The sequence below is a fragment of the Clostridioides sp. ES-S-0001-03 genome (genome assembly GCF_020676075.1).
GTDB lineage: Bacteria > Bacillota > Clostridia > Peptostreptococcales > Peptostreptococcaceae > Clostridioides.
This window is the reverse complement of the sequence record NZ_JACVWJ010000004.1, coordinates 189,346-210,115: the sequence shown is the minus strand read 5'-3', so window position 1 is coordinate 210,115 and position 20,770 is coordinate 189,346. Positions and strand designations below refer to the sequence as shown.

The 20,770-nt window shown below is 29.2% G+C and carries 17 protein-coding genes; all 17 read left to right on the top strand.

Translation table 11 applies throughout. The features are described from left to right. Positions 1-3: 3 nt before the first annotated feature. The 17 genes from IC174_RS09975 (at position 4) to ppdK (ending at position 20,584) form a co-directional block, all read left to right on the top strand. Positions 4-1,266: an MFS transporter gene (locus tag IC174_RS09975; protein ID WP_227482833.1), complete on the top strand. Its 1,263-nt coding sequence runs from the start codon at positions 4-6 to the stop codon at positions 1,264-1,266. 641 nt (positions 1,267-1,907) lie between these two features. After that, positions 1,908-3,371 (top strand): alanine/glycine:cation symporter family protein, encoded by a 1,464-nt coding sequence (locus IC174_RS09970; RefSeq protein ID WP_227432613.1) that lies wholly within the window; start codon positions 1,908-1,910, stop codon positions 3,369-3,371. 371 nt (positions 3,372-3,742) lie between these two features. Beyond that, on the top strand, positions 3,743-4,882 hold the full coding sequence (locus IC174_RS09965) for a M20 family metallopeptidase (RefSeq protein WP_227482832.1): 1,140 nt from the start codon (positions 3,743-3,745) through the stop codon (positions 4,880-4,882). A gap of 23 nt (positions 4,883-4,905) precedes the next feature. After that, complete coding sequence (locus tag IC174_RS09960) at positions 4,906-6,324, top strand: TIGR00366 family protein (protein WP_227482831.1); 1,419 nt, start codon at positions 4,906-4,908, stop codon at positions 6,322-6,324. A 247-nt stretch (positions 6,325-6,571) separates the two neighbouring features. Then, positions 6,572-6,979, top strand: a complete 408-nt coding sequence (locus IC174_RS09955; RefSeq protein WP_227432616.1) for a MerR family transcriptional regulator — start codon at positions 6,572-6,574, stop codon at positions 6,977-6,979. A gap of 65 nt (positions 6,980-7,044) precedes the next feature. Beyond that, positions 7,045-7,209: a hypothetical protein gene (locus IC174_RS09950; RefSeq protein WP_227432617.1), complete on the top strand. Its 165-nt coding sequence runs from the start codon at positions 7,045-7,047 to the stop codon at positions 7,207-7,209. Between the two features lie 324 nt (positions 7,210-7,533). Next, on the top strand, positions 7,534-8,652 hold the full coding sequence (locus IC174_RS09945; protein WP_227482830.1) for a C45 family peptidase: 1,119 nt from the start codon (positions 7,534-7,536) through the stop codon (positions 8,650-8,652). Positions 8,653-8,809: 157 nt separating this feature from the next. Beyond that, positions 8,810-9,679 carry an AraC family transcriptional regulator gene (locus IC174_RS09940; protein ID WP_227482829.1) on the top strand — a complete coding sequence of 290 codons (870 nt, stop codon included), beginning with the start codon at positions 8,810-8,812 and terminating at the stop codon, positions 9,677-9,679. Positions 9,680-10,058: 379 nt separating this feature from the next. Next, on the top strand, positions 10,059-10,604 hold the full coding sequence (locus IC174_RS09935) for a PTS glucitol/sorbitol transporter subunit IIC (protein WP_227432620.1): 546 nt from the start codon (positions 10,059-10,061) through the stop codon (positions 10,602-10,604). Between the two features lie 12 nt (positions 10,605-10,616). Then, entirely contained in the window at positions 10,617-11,630 is a 1,014-nt protein-coding gene (locus IC174_RS09930; RefSeq protein ID WP_227482828.1) for a PTS glucitol/sorbitol transporter subunit IIB, read from the top strand. A gap of 220 nt (positions 11,631-11,850) precedes the next feature. Then, the gene (locus tag IC174_RS09925; RefSeq protein WP_227482827.1) at positions 11,851-13,824 is read left to right on the top strand and encodes a BglG family transcription antiterminator; all 1,974 of its coding nucleotides are present in this window, start codon (positions 11,851-11,853) and stop codon (positions 13,822-13,824) included. A gap of 50 nt (positions 13,825-13,874) precedes the next feature. Continuing rightward, a complete protein-coding gene (locus tag IC174_RS09920) occupies positions 13,875-14,234 on the top strand; it encodes a transcriptional regulator GutM (protein WP_227432623.1) in 360 nt (119 codons plus the stop codon). A gap of 28 nt (positions 14,235-14,262) precedes the next feature. Further along, positions 14,263-14,619 (top strand): PTS glucitol/sorbitol transporter subunit IIA, encoded by a 357-nt coding sequence (locus IC174_RS09915; protein ID WP_227432624.1) that lies wholly within the window; start codon positions 14,263-14,265, stop codon positions 14,617-14,619. Positions 14,620-14,656: 37 nt separating this feature from the next. Beyond that, a complete protein-coding gene (locus IC174_RS09910) occupies positions 14,657-15,949 on the top strand; it encodes an NAD(P)H-dependent oxidoreductase (protein ID WP_227432625.1) in 1,293 nt (430 codons plus the stop codon). Positions 15,950-16,405: 456 nt separating this feature from the next. Next, positions 16,406-17,044, top strand: a complete 639-nt coding sequence (locus IC174_RS09905) for a helix-turn-helix transcriptional regulator (protein ID WP_227432626.1) — start codon at positions 16,406-16,408, stop codon at positions 17,042-17,044. Between the two features lie 6 nt (positions 17,045-17,050). Next, the gene (locus IC174_RS09900; protein WP_227432627.1) at positions 17,051-17,893 is read left to right on the top strand and encodes a pyruvate, water dikinase regulatory protein; all 843 of its coding nucleotides are present in this window, start codon (positions 17,051-17,053) and stop codon (positions 17,891-17,893) included. Between the two features lie 63 nt (positions 17,894-17,956). Then, positions 17,957-20,584 (top strand): pyruvate, phosphate dikinase, encoded by a 2,628-nt coding sequence (gene ppdK, locus IC174_RS09895; protein WP_227482826.1) that lies wholly within the window; start codon positions 17,957-17,959, stop codon positions 20,582-20,584. Positions 20,585-20,770 lie beyond the last annotated feature (186 nt).

Sequence of the window (20,770 nt, the reverse complement as noted above, 5' to 3'; positions counted from 1 at the left end):
ATTATGGGAGAAAAAAGGAACGGGATAAAGTTTGGAAAGTTAATGATTCAACTTGTTATCATAGCTATATGTTGGGAATTAGTTTATATTATACCATTTATCCAATACACATTGTATGATCCAATTTTAAAAGCATTGCAGTGTTCAAATACTCAACTAGGTTTTCTACTTACAATTTATGGATTAGGTAATATATTTGGAGCTCCTATAGGAGGATGGTTAGCAGATAGATTTGATTATAGAAAGATAATTTTAGGCTCTGTATTTCTTAATGGAATAGTATCATTTTTATTTGCATTTAACATGAACTATACATTTGCTGTCATAACTTGGGTAGGTTGTGCAATTACATCATTAGTTATGAACTACCCTTCTATGGTAAAGATACTTAGAGTTATAGGAAAAGAAAATCAAGGTAAAGTTTATGGATTTAATGAAGCTATGGTTGGAGTTTCTGGAGTAGTAATGGGAGCTATATTCTTATATATTTATACATTATTTTCAACTCCTGTTTTAGGTATGAGATGGGTAATGATATCTTTAGGAATATTATCTATAGTAATGTGTCCAGTATTATGGTTTGTAATTAAAGATGTAGATATTAGTGAAGAAAAAGAAGAAGGTAAAAGTGAAAAAATGGCTGCTAGTGACTTTATGGTAGTTTTAAAATCACCAAATACTTGGTTAGTAGGTATAAGTATATTCTGTGTATATTCATTTACAGTTACAATGTCTTACTTTACACCTTATATAACATCAGTACTTGGAGGTTCAGTTGCACTATCTGGAGCATTGGCTATAATAAGACAACATGGATTAAAATTATTTGGTGCTCCATTTGGAGGGTACTGTGCAGACAAAGTAAAATCACCTACTAAAGTGCTTTTACCAATATATGTACTTGGTATAGTAGTAATAGTTTTATTCTTAGTATTGCCTTCATCAACGCCAATGACTTTATTTATAGCATTAACATTTGTAGTAGGTATATTAGGTTATATGGGAAAAGGTATATACTATGCAGTTCAAGAGGAAGTAAATGTGCCAGTTAAATATTCAGCTACTACTATAGGTATAGCAGCAGCTTTAGGCTTTTCACCAGATGTATTCCAATTTGCATTAATAGGGCATTGGATAGATACTTATGGTAATAAAGGGTACACATATACATTTATATTCCAAATAGCTATTTTAGTAATAGGAATATTATCTTGTTTATATATATTAAAAGTTAAAAAGAAAAGATTAGAGAAGTTAAAAGCTTAAAAGTTTCATTTAATAAGAGAGTATTTTTTTCAGTATAATCTACTGACATAAATACTGTATAAAAAGTAATACTAAATTAAAACTTATAGTTATATTTGATGAATAAAGTGTGAAAAAATTAAAATGTTATCAAGTGTTTTTAGTATAGTTTTAGCATAAAGTTACCCCTAAAAGTATAAGATTGAGTAGCAATTATCACCTATTTGTATATTTACATAAGTTTGTTTAATATAAATTTTACATGGATTTTAGTAATAGATGATATTTGCACTCAATTTTATATCTAATGATGAATAAGAAAATTATGAAATCTAACTATATATTATCTAGCTACATATTAATAGTGTACTATTTATGTAGTAGTATTGGGCTTTTCCTTATATGTATTTCAATTTATATTGTTTGATTGTCTGTCAAGCACATATCGTTAAAAAATTTATACACTTATGTTCATGTATCAATTGATATTCTTAATTTTGGTAATAACTGTTGGAGTTTACATATTAAAAGATAGAAATAAGGTAAATAAAATAAAAAATGAGTCTATAAGATATGTTGAGTTAAATAAAGTTTATACAAAATATTAGTACATAGCTGTTTAAATTATTGTCTATAAATTAAAATGAATGGTGGTGAGTTGAGTGACCGATTTAGTTAACACCATTAATGGAATTGTTTGGTCACCTGTATTAGTTGCAATGTGCTTATGCATAGGATTGTATTTTTCATTGAAATTAAAATTTTTCCAAATAAAAGACATAAAAGAAATGTTTACCCTTTTACTTGAAGGAGATAGTTCTCAGGTTGGTATATCATCATTTCAAGGATTTGCTACATCAATGGCTGGAAGAATTGGAACTGGTAATATAGCTGGTGTGGCTGTAGCAATAGCAATGGGAGGGCCAGGAGCATTAGTATGGATGTGTATAATGGCTACCTTAGGCTCGGCGACTGCATTTGTAGAATCTACTCTAGCTCAAATATACAAAGATGAACATGATGGTCAGTACAGAGGTGGTCCTCCGTATTACTTTGAAAAAGGTCTTGGATGGAAAAGATGTTCAATTTTATTTTCAGTAGTTGCAATCATAAGTTATACATTTTTCATGCCTGGGACGCAATCAAATACTCTATACTTAGCAATGAATCAAGCATTTGGATTTTCAAGAATGACAATTGCAGTTACATCTTCTATTGCATTAGGAATAATAATTTTTGGAGGAATTAAAAGAATTGGTTTATTTGCTGAAAAGGTAGTACCTATAATGGGTGGAGCATATCTTATCATGACAATAGTGATAATCATAGTAAATATAAATTTAGTTCCAGGAGCTATTATAACTATGTTTAAATCTGCATTCGGATTTGGTTCAATGTTTGGAGGAATGTTAGGTGCAGCAATATCCTGGGGAGTTAAAAGAGGTATATATTCAAATGAAGCAGGTGAAGGTTCTGGAACTTATGGTGCAGCAGCAGCAGAAGTAAGTCATCCAGCTAAACAAGGATTAGTTCAAGCTTTCTCTGTTTATGTGGATACATTATTAATATGTATGGCTACAGGTATTATGATTATAATAACAGGAAAATACAATGTTACAGGAGTTTTAACTGTATTACCAGGTGTAGAGCCAGGTCCACAATATGTGCAGAGTGCAATAAATACATTACATCCTCAACTAGGTGATATTTTTATAGCAATAGTTTTATTATTATTTACCTTCACAACATTATTAGCATTCTCATATATGATGGAGACCAATGTATCTTATTTGGTAACTAGAATTAAAGCACAAAAACATGAAAAGCATATAATAAATGTCTGTAGATTTATGCTTATAATATGTGCAGCAATGTGTTGTTTTATAGAACCACTTACAAGTTGGGCATTAGGTGATATATGTATAGGCGTTTTAACATATATAAACTTAATTGCTATCTTTACACTTCAAAGGCCAGCTATAAAAGCATATTATGATTACCTAAGACAGAAAAAATTAGGAATAAAAAGAGCTGATAGAAATTTTAATCCTGTTGAATTGGATATAAAAAATGCTGAATTTTGGGAAAATAGATGCTTAAAAGAGAACGAGCAGAAGTTAAATTGAATTAATGATTTTTATAGTATTTTATATAGACGTTTTAATTGGACTTTCAAAATAGATATTAAAGTTATGTAAACTCAATATAATAAATTATAAATTTTTAATGCATATGTTTATATTTTTACTTATTAGTTATTTGGTTTATACATGTAGAAATACATATTTATATTCAAAACTGTTATTTTAAAGGTTAGTATATATAGTAAGATTATTTATTTTAATAGATAAAATAATGGATAGAAAAATTTGTACTGTTGAATAAGTCACTAGGTTTTACTATAAGTGTAGAAATAGTTTTAATGTAATAAATATAAGTTTGTTTTATCTTATATGAATAAATATATAAATTAATTTTAATGGGAGGTAAGATTGATATGAAAGAAAAAATAATACAAGTTGCGGATTTAAAGAAAGAAAAAATTTTGGAGCTATGTCAATCTTTGTATGATGAACCAGAAATTGCCCTACAAGAGTATAAATCTGCTAAAAAAATATCAAAATTTCTAATAGAAGAAGGTTTTGAGGTTGAGGAAAATTTGGCAGGTATGGCAACAGCTTTTAAAGCAACAAAGAAAAATGGCGATGGTCCAAGAATAGCATTTATAGCAGAATACGATGCTCTTCCAGGTAATGGTCATGCATGTGGCCATCATTTGATAGCTTCCATGGGAGTTGGAGCTGGAATAACTCTTGCAAGTATACTAGATACTTACAAAGGAGAGGTAAGTATAATTGGGACACCAGCTGAAGAAACTGGGGATGGAAAACCTTACTTGATAGAACATGGTGTATTTGATGGTTATGATGCTGCAATGATGATACACCCAAACTCAAAGACTTGTGTAACTCCAGAAATTATAGCAATAGGAGGATTAGATTTTATATTTACTGGGAAAGCATCCCACGCAGGAGCTAAGCCATATAATGGAATAAATGCTTTGGATGCAGTAGTGTTATTATATAATAATGTAAATGCATTGAGACAACAATTGGTAGATGGAACTAGAATACATGGTATCATACTAGAAGCAGGAACTGCTGCAAATGTAATACCTGACATGGGGAAAGTAAGACTAGAAATACGAGCAAAAGAGCAAGACTACTTTGACGAGGTGGTTGAAAAAGTAAAAAATTGTGCTAGAGGAGCTGCAATAGCTACTGGCTGTGAACTTGAATTTTACCATTTTGAGCCAACTTGCCAAGGCTTAAATGCAAACAAGGTTTTAACAGGTATCTTTACAAACATTATGGAGGAATTTGGTATATATGATGACGATGAGCAGGTATTATTAGGTTCGACAGATATGGGAAATCTTAGTCAAATTATGCCATGTATACATCCTTTGATAAAATTCTCTGAAAATGGTGAAGAACTACATACAAAAGAATTTTTAGAAGCAGCTATAAAGCCATATGCAAAAGATAGAGTAATTGATGGAATAAAAGTATTAGCTTTGACAGGATTACGTTTATTTGAAGAACCAGAATTACTAAAAAAAATGAAAGAAGAGTAAATTCTAACAAAGGGGATTAGGCTATGACTAATAAGAGTAAAATCAAAAAGAAAAAATTAGCATTCCCGGATGCATATGTTTTGATGATAGGTTTAATTATATTTGCAGCCATAATGACCTACATTGTTCCTTCTGGAACATATAATAGAGTTGAAGATTTAAATACTGGAAATATGATTGTGCAAGCTGGAAGTTTTACATATGGAGAACAACATCCTGTCAGTATAATGGATGTATTCAGAGCTATACCAAGCGGGCTTGGAAAAAATTCTGTAACAGTTTTTTTTGTACTTATTATTGGAGGTGCATTTGGTATAGTAAATTCTACTGGCTCACTAGATGCCCTAATTGGTGGAGTTATCTCCAAAAGTAAAGGAAGTAAAAAAGGTGAGATTATAATTACATGTCTAGTATTGACTTTTGGACTAGCTGGTGGAGTTGTAGGAATGTATGAAGAATGTATTGCATTCTTACCTATATTGATGACCTTATGTATTGCTTTGGGATATGATGCATTAGTTGCTTCAGGAATTTTATTGTTAGGGCTTGCATCAGGTTATGGTTCAGCTACTATTAATCCTTTTACAGTAGGATTAGCACAAGGTATTTCAGGTTTACCACTTTTTTCAGGTATGTGGTTTAGATGGATATTTTGGATTTGTACAATGATTTTACTTTCTACATATATAATTTTTTATTGTAAAAAGATAAAAAAAGACCCAAGTAAAAGTTTGGTGTCAGACATTGATTATAGTCACTGGCAAATTGATGAGTCTTCTGTCGGGGATAAGTTATCTTCTGGAAATATTAGAGTATTAGTTACATTCTTTGGAGGAATACTGGTTCTGATGATACTGATTGTAAAATTTTCTTTAGGAATGTCGGATTTATCAGCTTATTTCTTTGCTCTAGGAATTTTATGTGGAATAGTCTATGGTATGAATCCAAATAAAATTGCCTCTGGATTTGTAAAAGGGATGCAAGAGATGGTATATCCAGCTATTTTGATAGGATTTGCATCTAGTATAGTAGTTATATTAGAACAAGGAGTAATTTTAGATTCAATAGTTCATGGATTGTCATTAGTGTTAAATTATGTTCCTAGGATTTTTAGTGGAGGAGCAATGATGATTATGCAATCTGTAATCAATTTCTTTATACCTTCAGGTACAGGTCAAGCTATGGTAACTATGCCACTTATGGCTCCACTTGCAGATGTTATTGGAATACCTAGACAAGTTGCAGTTTTAGCTTACCAAATGGGTGATGGATTTGCAAATGGAATAGTACCAACGCTAGGCGTTCTTATGGCTGGAATATCTATTGCTCAGATCCCTTATACAAGATGGTTTAAATTTGCATCAAAGATAATACTTATGGAATTAGCTTTAGGATTTATATTTTTGATGATTGCAGTACAGATTAATTTAGGTCCTTTTTAAAGTGTTAAAAAATACATTTATATAATTTTAAAATAAAATATATTGGGATTGAACATATTAAATTATAAAATTTATAATATAATAAATTACATTTAAGTATAGTCTCTAAAATAAAAGGTGAACTTTATATAGTTCACCTTTTTGATTTACTTTTTTAATTTATAAAAAAAGTTTTTAAAAAGACTTGACCTGAAGTTGACTTAAGGTTGTATATTAAAAAAAGATAATTATAAGGAGTGTGATGCTTATGACAATTAAAGAAGCCTCAAAACGTACTGGAATATCAGTCGATAATTTGCGTTATTATGAAAGGATTGGTTTGATTCCACCTATTCCTAAAAATAAATCTGGAATTCGTGATTATGATGAACGCGCTATTCATTGGATTGAGTTTGTGATGAAGTTTAAAAAAGCAGGTGCTTCTTTAGAAGCTATTATTGAATATGTACGACTTGCATGCTCTGATGATGATACAAAGGAAGTACGTAGAGAAATATTGGTGGAAGTAAAGGAAGATTTGACTACACAGATTAGTAAACTTCAAGAATGTTTAGATGTTGTTGAGTATAAAATTGAAAATTACTATAACCTGTGTGACCCTGTAACACAAAAAATGGTTAAGGAGTGGAAAGAAAAGCATGAATATAAAAAATAATGCTTGACCTTAAGTTGAGTTAAGGGAATACAATACAAAAAATAAAATAAAAGAGGTAATTATATATGAAAAAAGATTTAGGTTCTGTAATAGGATTATATCCTACACCATTAGTAGTAGTTGGAGTAGTAATTAATGAAAGACCTAACTGGATGTTAGTAGGACATTTAGGTATTATTGGACATGACCATATTATGGTAAGTTTAGCAAAATCGATTATGATAAATTAAAACCAATTTTATTTGAAATGCCTGGATATACATATTTAAAAACAGGAAATACATTTGCTAAATGTATGACACTTAGAAAGAATGAAGGGGAATGATTATAATGCACTAGTAAAACAAGCCCAACAAGAAATACAAAAAGGTATTATGCCTAGTATTAAAAAAACATCATATGATTTAAATGATATAGAAACTTAAATAATCCTATATAAATCTGGTACTTATTAGACCTTTTAGATTTGTTAACTTATCATAGCAAAAAATATCATGAAAGGTTATAGCTCTGATGATAAAATTAAATACAAGATATATGTAGGAGGAAACAATATGGAGACTTTAAAAGTAAGAACTTTCGAATTATGTGGTACAAATTATGAAATAGGGTATGAGTTAGGAAAATCAATTGTAAATATACCAGAGTTGATAGGTGAACAAATTAATAAATCTAATGTTTTAACTAAAGAAGAAGAAAATCATATGGTGGAGTTATTTGATAAATATTGTCCAGGGCTTAATGAAGAATTACAAGGTTTTGCTGATGCTATTCATGTAAATCAGAATCAAATTTTATACTATACTATGACATATCTTAGACCAGGTTGTAGTCAAGTTGCATTAGCACCAGAATTAACTGAAAATGGTCATGTACTATTTGCACGTAATTTTGACTTTTCACACAAGATGGAGGATTTTGTATTATGCAAAACTAAGGTAGCTGGTAAATACGCACATATTGGGACTACAGTAATGCAGTTTGGTAGAACTGAGGGAATGAATGAATGTGGTTTAGGTGTGAGTCAGTCATCTTGTGGTTTACCTGTAGGTAATTCAGAGGGACTGAGAAAGCCAGCTGTTGTAGGTTTACAATTTTGGGCTGTTATTAGATATTTGTTGGAAAACTGTAAGGATGTAGAGGAAGCATTGGTATATATAGAAGACATGCCAATAGCATATAATATTAATTTATTGATTGCAGATAAGTCTGGAAATATTGCACTTGTAGAAACTTTAGATGGAAGAAAAGACATAAATAGAATAAATAAGGCAGAAAGTGAAAGGAAATCATTTTTGCATTCTACAAATCATGTCCATATTGAGGAACTTCATAAACTAGAACCACAATCAATGAGCAATTCTATTCATAGATATAAATTAATTAAAGAGTATATAGAAAGTTCTAAAAAGATTGGAGAGAAAGATTTAATTAATTTATTGACTTCAAAATATCCACAAGGTCTATCTTGTAATTATTATAATGATTTTTTTGGAACTTTAAAAAGTATAGTTATGGACCTAACTATGGGAAAATTTAATATTTTATGGGGTGGATTGGAAGACAATGGTTGGAATAGTTACTATTTAAATGATAACTTTAAGTATACAACACAACTTGTAAATATAAATATAGAGAAATCACCATCAGATTTTTTTAAATTAATTGAATAAGAAATACTCTGATTATCCTATGTAGTTATATATACAAAATAAAATGAAAGTGCTACATAATGTTGCATTGTTTATGATATTTTAGTATAGTAAACAAAATAGTGTTACTTAAAATATTATAATACTTGAGAATATTAAAGAGAATAGGGGTATAACCTTGGATTACTTAAAGTATTTTGAAAAAGCTATAATATATATTGAAAATAACTTAAAAGAAGATATAAGTGTAAATGATGTAGCAAAAGAATCTGGATATTCTTATTATCATTTAACACGTTTATTTAAATCTATGTTTGGTGAGAGTGTAGGAAGTTATATAAAAAAAAGAAGATTAGTTAATAGTTCTAAAGAACTTTTATACAGTGATAAAAAGGTACTAGATATAGCAATTGATAGTGGTTTTGAATCTTCAGAAGCATTTAGTAGAGCATTTAAATCTATATACAAGGTCAGTCCCATAGAATATAGAAAAAATAGAATAGATGTATTTGTTGGAAAGAAGAAAAAACTAGAATTAGATTTTATGAAACATTTAGTTGAAAATGTAACAATCAAACCAGTTATAAAAGAGATAGATTCAATAAAAGTAATTGGTATAAAAGAAAAAGTAACACTAGAAGATGAGTCATTACCTAGTTTGTGGGAAAAATTTAGAGAAGTATACAATATGGTGCCAAACACTTTGCCATCAAACAGAGCATTTGGAATTTGTGAAGCAACTCCACAAATACATCTACTTAGTGAAACTATGGAATTTAACGAAATAATAGGGCTTGAAGTTAGTAGCTATGAAAATATACCAAGTTTATTTGTTTCAAAAAATATTGATGGAGGAAAATACGCTGTATTCACTCATACTGGTAGCTTGGACAAGCTAGATAAAACTTATGAATATATATGGGGAACTTGGTTCTTAAGCACAAAGGAAAAAATTGATATAAGAGATGATTTCGAGATATATGATGAAAGATTTTTAGGATCTGATAATGTAGATTCACAGATTGATATTTGTATACCTATAAAATAACTGTAGATAAAACTAAAAATAAGCTGAAATAGAAAGTAGATGCTCAGAAAAGAGCATCTATTTTTTTATTTATAGTAGCTATCGACAATTTCGATAATAAAATAAATAAAAACAAGTTCTTAAATTTCTAAGAAAAATTTAAAATATAGTCATAATAAAATTTGTATATTTCTGAAAATTCTAATTAGTACAACTTTTTCCTTTGCAAAGTTGAAAAAAGATGTATTAATTTATCAAAAATATTATATTAAAATGATATTAATCAAAGAAAAACATTTATAATAATAGTATATCTTACAGAAAAAGGATACAATTTGTAGAATTAAAGCTAGTCAATAAAATTAAAAATTTAAAGAAATTATAGGGAGGTTATAATCTTATGGAAAACGTTATTACAGGTCTAAGTAAAGGTGCAGAGTGGTTTATTGGTTTATTTCAAAAGGGAGGAGAACAATTTGTAGGTCTTATATCAGGGACTCTTCCAACATTAATCGTTTTAATGGTAGCTATTAACTCATTGATTAAAATAGTTGGTGAAGAAAGAGTAAATAAATGGGCTTCTAAACTTGGAAGAAATGCTTTTACAAGATATACTTTGCTTCCATTAGTGTCAGTATTTTTCTTAGGAAATCCTATGTGTTATACATTTGGTAGATTTCTAAAAGAGGAACATAAAGCAGGATTTTATGATGCAGCTGTTTCATTTGTACATCCAATTACAGGACTTTTCCCACATGCAAATGCAGGAGAACTTTTTGTATGGCTAGGTATATCAGCAGGTTTAACTACATTAGGTAAGGAAACAACTACATTAGCATTATGGTATTTTATAGTTGGTCTAATTGTGATTTTTATAAGAGGTGTAGTAACAGAAAAAATGTACGCATTTTTAACAAGAAAAAATAAAGCAACAAATAAGGCTTAGGAGGGGTTTAAAATGGATGCAAATAGAGTATTAAAGATAGAAAAGGGAACTTCTGGTTGGGGAGGACCTTTATACATAAAAAAAGAAGCAACTAGAAATAAAATATTGTCAATGACTGCTGGTGGTATTCATGAAGTGACATTAAAAATAAAAGAATTATTGGATTGTGAGGTTATAGATGGATTTAAAACTGGGATTCCTGATGAAGAGGTGGCAGTAGTTATTATTGATTGTGGTGGAACAGCAAGGTGTGGGGTTTATCCAAAGAAGAAAATACCTACAATTAATGTAAATCCAGTGGGAAAAACAGGGCCTTTAGCAAAATTTATAACTGAAGAATACTATGTATCAGATGTTAATATTAATTGCATAAGTATTTTAGATGGTGAAGAAACACAAAAAAAATCTCAAGAAAATAAAAATGAAAGTCAAAGTTCTATTAGAAAGCCTGATAATTATAATGAAGTAAAATCAAAAGCTCAAGAAGAATATGCGAAGAAAAACATAATACTTTCTATTGGGCAAGGAGCAGGACAAGTAGTATCAAAGTTTTATGATGCGGGTAGAGATACCATCCAAATGATAATGAATAATGTAATACCATTTATGGCATTTGTAAGTATGCTTATGGGAATTATTTTGGCATCTGGGTTAGGTGATTGGATTGCAAAGGTAATATCGCCACTTGCAGGAAACATTGGTGGTTTGTTAGTTATATCAATAATTTGTACACTTCCATTTTTATCACCTATATTAGGCCCTGGAGCAGTTATAGCACAGGTAGTAGGTACTCTTGTAGGAACACAAATTGGTCTTGGTGCAATACCAGCATATTTAGCACTTCCTGCTTTATTTGCAATAAATGGGCAAGCTGGCTGTGACTTTGTCCCAGTAGGATTAAGTTTAGGAGAAGCAGAACCAGAAACCGTGGAATATGGCGTACCAGCATTATTTTACTCTCGTTTAATAACTGGGCCAATATCTGTAATTATTGCGTATGGCGTTGCAATATTTGCATTAAGATAGTATTTTATGTTGTTATGAGATTTAAACTTAATTAATAAAATTGTAAATGTAAACTTAAGCTAGTCAAAATTTTAGTTAATGAAAGACTAGCTTTTGTAGTATTAATTAGGAGTGATTATTGATTTGGATTAATACTAAATTTTCCTCTAGCAAAGTGAAATTTTATGTATTAATTTGGTTTCAAGTTTGTACTAGAATGAAATCAAGGAGGAGATGCAAAATGAATGTAACTGAGAAAATTCCTTCTATTGACCGTAAAATATTCAAGATATTGATTATGTGTAGTAAAAAAGAGTTTGTAAGTATTGATTCAATAGCAGACGAATTGAATGTTACAACCAGAAGTGTCAGAACATATATAAAGCAATTGAATAAAGATTTAGGAAGTAACATAGCAATAATAAAATATATAAAAGGTCAAGGCTATAAACTAGAGATAAAAGATAAGCAAATACTCAATAAGATTATTGATGTGAATAAAAAAAGTGTATTTTCATTAAATTCAAAGGAAGAGAGGGCAGAGTTTATACTAAATTATTTGATAGAACTAGATGGATTTATTACACTGGATAGTCTAGCAGATGAGATGTGTATAGGAAGAACTACGCTAGTAAATGACTTTCAATATGTAGAAAAGGTATTAAATTCTTATAATTTGAATTTAGTAAAAAAGCAAAATACAGGAATGAAATTGCATGGTAGTGAACTTGATATTAGGTTACTTATATTAAATCAGTTGTATAAAGATTCAAGAAAAGATTTAAATAATTCTAAGTACTTTAAATGTATCAAAAAAGAAGAAATTGCAAGTTTAGAAGAAGAATTATTGACTTTATTTAAAAATAATAATTTTTATGTTACAGATGAAATGCTCAGAGAAGTTTTTAATTACATAGTAGTTTTGATGTATAGAGTAAAAGAACAGAAGATAGTAAAAGAGTATGATGTAAAATTTGATTTACTTAAGTCATATGATGAGTATCTTATTGCTGGGGAAATAAAGAATATTTTATCAGAAAAATTTGAATATATTTTAAATGATGAAGAAATTATTTATTTAACTATACCATTAGTAAGTGGAAATGCACCAGCATCAGAATGTGCTTTAAATAGTAGTAGAATAAATAAAAATATTGATGATTTAATGGAAAGCATATTCAATCAGATATATGTTGATATGGGTATTTTTATAAATGAGGATGAGTTAAGGGTAGGACTTGGATATCATCTTAGTTTTACACTGAACAGGCTATTATTTAATATAAAATTAAAAAATGTATTGTTAGAAGAAATCAAACAAAACTATATACTTCCATTTAAGCTGGCACAAATAGCAGGAAAAGTAATAGAGAAAAAATATAATCTAGAAGTTTCTGAGGATGAAATTGGTTATATAGCAATTCATTTTAGTGGATACTTAGAAAGAAATAGTAGTAGATTTTATTCAATTAAGAAAATAGCAATTATATGTGGGACAGGTCTTGGAACAGCAAAACTATTAAAAATAAGAGTTGAAAAATTGATAGGAAATAATCCTAAAATTGATACTCTTTCAAGTTTTAATTTGAGAAACATTAATTTAGATGAATACGATATAGTTTTTACAACTATTGATTTAGATACATCAAATATAAATACAATAGTATTAAAAATCAATACAATATTTGATGAAAATAAATTGAGGGAACAATTAAAGACCGTATTATGTTTAAGAGAAGGCAACATAGATACTACTGATTCTCCAAATTTACTAATAAATAATTTGTTAAATGAAAATAAATTTATGATATTAAATGAAAAAACGATACTTGATTCATTAGAAAAAATGATGGACAATCTTATGGATTTGGGATGTATTGATGATAATTTTAGAAAAAATATAATCAAAAGAGAAGAAAAATCTCCTACAGTTTTTGATAAAGGTTTATTATTTCCTCATGCTGTAAATGAAAAGTCAGATAAATTTTTAATGGCAGTTGGGGTTTTAGAAGAGCCAATATTTTATGCAAATAGAAGTATAAAAATAATACTTATGACAATGTTTCCATGTGAGGATAAGGTGGATTCAGATTTATTGGTAAAGATTTATGAAGAAGTTTTAAAGATAGGACAAAATGTAAAATTAACAAATAAGATAAGTAAATGTAGAAGCTTTGTAGAATTTAAAAAAGTATTGATCGAGAATATTATATAAGTTTTGTATAGGACTAAAAAAACAAATTAATTTATGAAAGGTGTGTAAATATGAAACTACTTATAATTTTATTTGTTGTTTATGTTTTAAATACTTTGTTTGTAATGAATCAGAATAAACTATATTTCAAAGCCTTAAATAAAGCTAAAAAAATGGGCGATATAGTGTCTACAGGAAAAAAGAAAAGTTATTTTTCTAAAGGAAGTATAGCTATTATATCTTCAGATTCAGAGGGATTTATAAAGTGTGGAGAAATTTTAAAAGGTCGCACAGTGATGGCTAAGTTTAAAGAGATTGAAGATATAAAAGGATTGGACATATATAGTGCAGAGCAAAAATTTAAAGATGAAGAAAGTATTGTACAAGCTATAAAATTTATAAAAGAAAAAATAAATGTTTCTTTTAATTAATCTAATATAAATTATCAGGAGGGATATCATGAAGTATGAAGTTAAGATAAGTGGGATAGGCAGTTTAGTTGAAGAATTAATAAATGAAAGCAACTGTCTTATTATATACGATGAAACTATTAATGATGAAGATTTGAAAGATATATCTGTAATTCATTCAATATCAACATTAAAAAGTAATGTTGAAATAGGGGATACACTTACAATAGGAAATCGAGATTATTGTATAGTTTCAGTTGGTGATATTGCTCAAAATACTCTTAGAGAAATTGGTCACTGTACAATTAAATTTGATGGAGAAGATAAAGTAAATTTACCTGGAGAAATACATGTAGAAATTGGAAAACCAGATATAAAGATTGGAGATTTAATAACTATTTATTAATTTGAAAAATAAAATTATTATAACAGGAGGAATTGATATGTTAGATTTAAACAGAAAACTTGCAAAGCTAGAAGAAGAAGGTAAAAAAATAAAAGTAGCTCTTATAGGTGCTGGTCATATGGGTAATGGAATGGTAAGTCAAATGGCAAATATGAAAGGAATGGAAGCATCTATTGTTGTAGATATAAATCTAGAATTAGCTCGTAAAGCATTTACTGATGCAGGTATAGAAGAAGAAATCATAGATAATGTAACAAATGAAACAGATGCAGAATTAAAATTACAAGAAGGAAAAGTATTAACATGTAATGACTTTCTTGTGGCTTGCAAAACAAAGTCAATAGATGTAGTTATAGATGCAACAGGAGGTATTGCAATTGGTGCAGAAATAGCACTAAATGCTATTTTAAATAAAAAACATATAGTAATGTTAAACGCTGAAACTGATTGTGTTGTTGGTCCAATACTTAAAAAATTAGCAGATGACGCAGGAGTAATATTTACAGGTTCTGCAGGAGATGAACCAGGGGCAGTAATGGGTCTATTTGATTTTGCAGATGCAATGGGATTTGAAGTTAGAGTAGTAGGTAAAGGTAAAAACAATAAACTAGATTTAGACTGTAATCCTGATACTGTAAAAGAAGAAGCAGAAAGAAAAGGAGCTTCACCTCATATGATAGCTTCTTTTAAAGAAGGTACTAAAACAATGGTAGAAATGGCTTTAATGTGTAATGCAACTGGATTTGTACCTGATGTAAGAGGTGGGCATGGTATTGAAGCTACAGTTAATGAAGTACCTAAGAAATATGCATTAAAAAGCGAGGGTGGAGTATTAGATAATTATGGTGTAGTTGATTTTGTAAATGGTATAGCACCTGGTGTTTTCGTTGTAGTTGCTCATAAATTAAAAGCAGTTAATGATGAATTAAAATACTTAAGTATGGGTGATGGACCTAATTACATATTATATAGACCATATCATTTATGCAGTTTAGAAACTCCTTTATCAGCAGCAATGGCAGTTTTAGAGCATAAGGCTACAATAGTGCCTAAAGCTGGATTAGTTGCAGAAGTTATGACTATAGCTAAGAAAGACTTGAAAAAAGGTGAGTATATGGATGGATATGGTGCATATACATGCTATGGCACTATAGAAAAATATGATGTTGCAAAAGAAATGAATGCTGTACCTATTGGTTTAATCAGTAAAAAGACTAAAGTTATTAAAGATATTAAAAAGGGTGAAGTTATAACATATGATATGGTAGAGATAGAAAAAGATACTACTTTATATCATTTAAGACAATTACAAGAAAAAATATTTGGATAAAATTTATTGTATAATAATATAATATAGATGTTATTTAAAAGAGGGTTGATGGTTATTTTAAAATCAGCCCTTTTAAATTTTTTTATATTTTTTGAGAGAGTGTTTTGATAAATCTTATTTTATAGTTTGTTTACAGTTAAAAATCTTACTAGTAGGTTTAATTTAAATTAATTCTGCAATTTTATATTCATATTTAAGATAATATAATTAAAAATTTTAATATAAAATGAATTAAAATAGCCAATTATGTATTATAATATTAACTGTAATACTAATATAGTTCTATTAATTAAAGAAATATCCCCCATTAATATACAATAAATATCTTTAAGCAAAAGAACTTGGTAAAAAATATATCGTATTCAATAAAAAATCTGTTTACAGAATGGTATATATAGTTATATAATATACTATATAAGATACGAAAAGATAAAAAGTATAGCACAATGAAAGAAGGTGATTATTATTCAGCTTAATGAAAGACAACTAAAAATAATAGATATAGTTAAGGAAAATGAACCAATAACGAGTGAAAGTATTGCCTCCAGCTTGAATGTGACTCGTGCTACACTTAGATCTGATTTAGCTATATTAACAATGACAGGAATACTAGACGCAAGACCAAAAGTTGGATATTTTTATTCAGGAGTTAGTGAAATTAATTTAATTGGTAAAAGTATAAAAGAAAAAACAGTAGAAGATATAATGAGCATGCCTGTACTAGCTAAGAAAGACGAAAGTATATATGATGTAATAGTCACTATGTTTTTATCTGATGTAGGGAGTATAGTTATTATAGATGAAAATGAAGAATTATGTGGAGTTGTTTCTAGAAAGGACTTATTAAAAGCAACTATAGGAGGTTCTGATATAAATAAGATGCCAATAGGTATGATAATGACAAGAACTCCAAATGTAGTTACTTTGACTAAGGGAGCAAGTGTTTTATTGGCTTCAAAAAAAATAATAGAACATGAAGTAGATTCGATTCCAATTGTTGAATATAAAGAAGAAGACAAAAACCATATGAGAGTTGTTGGGAGAATATCAAAAACCAACATAACTAAGCTATTTTTAGAAATAGTTGACAATTAAGGAGGTATGCTGGTGAAAAACCTAATTATATATGCAGTATCAGACTCAGTAGGAGAGACTGCACAACAAGTTGCAAAAGCATGTATGTCACAATTTTATGTAAATGAAACTTATGAAATAAAAAGATTTCCATATATGATTAATAAGGGAGTATTACTTGAAACACTAGAAAATGCAAAAGCTGAAAACGCTTTGATTGTATATACATTAGTTGATGAAGAGCTATGCAGTATTGTTGAAAGATATTGCGAAAGAGAAGGTCTTAGTTGTATAGATTTGATGACAGATATATTAAGGGAAATAAGTAAAAGAACTGGAAGAAAACCAAAAAGAGAAGCTGGTATAATCAGAAAATTGGATGAATCTTACTTTAAGAGAGTTGAGGCTATAGAATTTGCAGTAAAATATGATGATGGAAAGGACCCTAGAGGAGTTCTTCAAGCAGACATAATTTTAGTGGGAATATCAAGAACATCTAAAACTCCTTTAAGTATGTATTTAGCTAATAAAAATATAAAAGTAGCTAATGTACCATTAGTTCCAGAAATACCAATTCCTAAAGAAGTATTTGAAATAGAAACTAAGAAGATAATAGGTCTTACTAATTCACCTGAAAAGTTGAATGAAATAAGAACTCAAAGATTAAAAGCTTTAGGGCTATCTAGTAAAGCTAATTATGCTAACTTAGAAAGAATACTTCAAGAATTAGACTATTCAGAAGAAATAATGAAGAAAATTGGATGCCCAGTAATAAATGTTTCAAATAAAGCAATTGAAGAAACTGCAGGTATAATTTTAGACATAATGAAGGAAAATGGTCTAAAAATATATAAAGAAATAGAAATTTAATAAAATGTTTAATAATAAAAATGATATAAATTAAAATAAAAAAGATTAATGGGGGATTTAACAATGGAAACTAAGTATGTTTATAGTTTTGGTGAAGGAAGCAAAGACATGAAATCTTTACTAGGAGGTAAAGGTGCCAATTTAGCAGAAATGACTAAGATAGGCTTACCTGTCCCTCCTGGATTCACTATAACAACAGAGGCATGTAATGACTACTATGTTAATAATGAAAGTATAAGAGCAGAAATAATAAAAGAAATAGAAGCACATCTAGCTACTTTAGAAAAAGATTTAAACAAAACATTAGGATGCAATAAAAATCCACTACTAGTATCAGTTCGTTCTGGTGCAGTATTCTCTATGCCAGGAATGATGGATACAATACTTAACTTAGGTCTTAATGACAATAGTGTTATTGGTCTAGCAGAAGCTACACAAAATGAAAGATTTGCATATGATAGTTACAGAAGATTCATACAAATGTTTTCTGATGTTGCTATGGAAGTGCCAAAATACAAATTTGAAAATGTACTAGATAGAGTAAAAGAAGCAAAAGGATACACAGTTGATACAGAACTTACAACTGATGACTTAAAAGAAATAGTAAAAGAATTTAAAGCAATATACAAAAAAGAAATAAAAAGTGATTTTCCACAAGACCCAAAAGAGCAATTAATGCTTGCTATAGAGGCAGTGTTTAGATCATGGAATAACCCTCGTGCAATCATATACCGTAGATTAAATGATATAGCTCATAATTTAGGAACAGCAGTAAACATTCAATCAATGGTATTTGGTAATATGGGAGAAACTAGTGGTACAGGTGTTGCATTTACTAGAAATCCAGCTACAGGAGAAAATAAATTATTTGGTGAATTCTTAATGAATGCTCAAGGTGAAGATGTTGTTGCAGGTATAAGAACTCCTCAAAATATATCAACTCTTGCTGAAGTAATGCCATCTGTATTTGATGAATTCGTAAAAATTACTCATATACTTGAAGGTCACTATAAAGATATGCAAGATATAGAGTTTACTATAGAAAATGAAAGATTATATATATTACAAACTAGAAATGGTAAAAGAACAGCAGCAGCAGCAATAAATGTAGTAGTTGATTTAGTTGAAGCTGGAATAATAGATGAAAAAGAAGCTATAATGAGAATTGAGCCTAATCAATTAGACCAGTTATTACATCCAAAATTTGAAGATAAAGCTTTAAAAGAAGCTAAAGTTATAGCAAAAGGTTTACCAGCATCACCAGGTGCAGCAAGTGGTAGAGTTTACTTCAATGCTGATGATGTAGTAAAAGCAAATGAAAAGGGAGAAAAAGTAGTTTTAGTTAGACTAGAAACATCTCCAGAAGATATAGAAGGTATGGTTAAGGCTGAAGGAATTCTTACAGCTAGAGGTGGAATGACATCACATGCAGCAGTTGTTGCTAGAGGTATGGGTAAATGTTGTGTTGCTGGATGTGGAGAAATAAAAGTTGATGAGTTTAATAAAGAAGTAAGAGCTCTTGATGATATAGTTATAAAAGAAGGAGAGTACATTTCTATAGATGGTTCTACAGGAAATGTTTATTTAGGAGATGTTAAGAAAACAGAAGTTTCTTTAACTGGAAACTTTGAAAAATTAATGCAATGGGTAGATAAGCATAAATGTATGATGGTTAGAACTAACGCAGATAATCCTAGAGATGCTCGTGCAGCTATAGAATTTGGTGCTGAAGGTATAGGTCTATGTAGAACTGAGCATATGTTCTTTGATGAAGACAGATTACCAGCAGTTAGAGAAATGATATTGTCTAATACAGTAGAGCAAAGAGAAAAAGCTCTTGAAAAAATATTACCAATGCAAAGAGAAGATTTTGTAGAGTTATTCAAAGTTATGGATGGAAAGCCAGTTAATATAAGATTACTAGATCCACCACTACATGAATTCTTACCTCATGATGATGAAACTATAGAAGAACTTTCAAAAACTATGGGAATAAAAGTAAGTGATATTAAGAAGAGAATAGTTGATTTAGATGAATTTAACCCAATGCTTGGGCACAGAGGATGTAGACTTGCAATAACTTATCCTGAAATATGTGTAATGCAATCTAAGGCAATAATACAAGGTGCTATAGAAGCAATAAGAGCAGGTGTTAAAGTTTCTCCAGAAATAATGGTTCCATTAATTGGAGAAGTAAATGAGTTAAAGATAATAAGAAAAATGATAGTAGAAACTGTTGATGCTATAATCAAAGAAGAAGGAGTAGAAGTTCCTTATACTGTAGGTACTATGATAGAAATACCTAGAGCTTGTTTAACAGCTGATGAAATAGCACAAGAAGCAGACTTCTTCAGTTTTGGTACTAATGACTTAACTCAAATGGCATTTGGATATTCAAGAGATGATGCTGGTAAATTCTTAGGTCAATATGTAGATGAAGAAATATTAGAAAAAGACCCATTCCAAGTGCTAGACCAAAATGGTGTTGGTAAGTTAGTTAAGATGGGAGTTAAATTAGGTAGAGAAGTTAAACCAGAATTAAAACTAGGAATATGTGGAGAACATGGTGGAGAACCATCTTCAGTAGAGTTCTGTTATAATGTAGGACTTAACTATGTATCTTGTTCACCATTTAGAGTGCCAATTGCTAGACTTGCAGCAGCTCAAGCATCTATAAAAAACCCTAGATAATAATATATTATAAATATATATAATTAAACTAAAATATTTATATCTCCTATACATCAATGTATCAAATAGAGTATTTGTAAATTGAGTATAGGGGATTTTTATTTTATATTATTATAAAAAAACTAATTTATATTATAGTAGGTGAAACGTATTTAATTATGTTGCATACATTATTGTAAGAGAGAA